The 513-nt window shown below is 45.2% G+C and carries 2 tRNA genes and 1 rRNA gene; all 3 read right to left on the bottom strand.

Annotated elements, in window-relative coordinates:
• Window positions 1–141 precede the first annotated feature (141 nt).
• Window positions 142–217 (bottom strand) — tRNA-Ala (locus R2S67_RS22815).
• A gap of 45 nt (window positions 218–262) precedes the next feature.
• A tRNA-Ile gene (locus R2S67_RS22810) sits at window positions 263–339 on the bottom strand.
• Between the two features lie 66 nt (window positions 340–405).
• Window positions 406–513 (bottom strand): 16S ribosomal RNA (locus R2S67_RS22805); the annotation flags it as partial.

The raw sequence follows: 513 nt of genomic DNA, 5'->3' as shown, positions 1-513 counted from the left end.
TTAGTTGTATTCATAAATGAATACTTTGAGAACTTTACAAACAACAATAAATTGTTGTTTTGTCAGCTTTCCAAATTGTTAAAGAGCTAGATTTTCTGATGAAAACCATTTTTAAAAGCACTCATTGAATGCGCTTAAAGATGGTGGAGCTATGCGGGATCGAACCGCAGACCTCCTGCGTGCAAGGCAGGCGCTCTCCCAGCTGAGCTATAGCCCCATCAAGGTGTGTCGATACTGTATGCCAATTCCTTGGTAAGGAAATTGGTGGGTCTGAGTGGACTCGAACCACCGACCTCTCGCTTATCAGGCGAACGCTCTAACCACCTGAGCTACAGACCCAGTATCGTCTCTTTACTTTATAAACCGTATCAATCTGTGTGAACACTCATCGCAATAATCATCGTATAAGGAGGTGATCCAGCGCCAGGTTCCCCTAGCGCTACCTTGTTACGACTTCACCCCAGTCATGAACCACAAAGTGGTAAGCGTCCCCCCGAAGGTTAAACTACCTAC

Origin of the sequence: Vibrio sp. T13N, from assembly GCF_032970445.1 — a bacterium.
Lineage (GTDB): Bacteria > Pseudomonadota > Gammaproteobacteria > Enterobacterales > Vibrionaceae > Vibrio > Vibrio diabolicus.
This window is presented reverse-complemented; position numbering and strand designations above follow the sequence as displayed.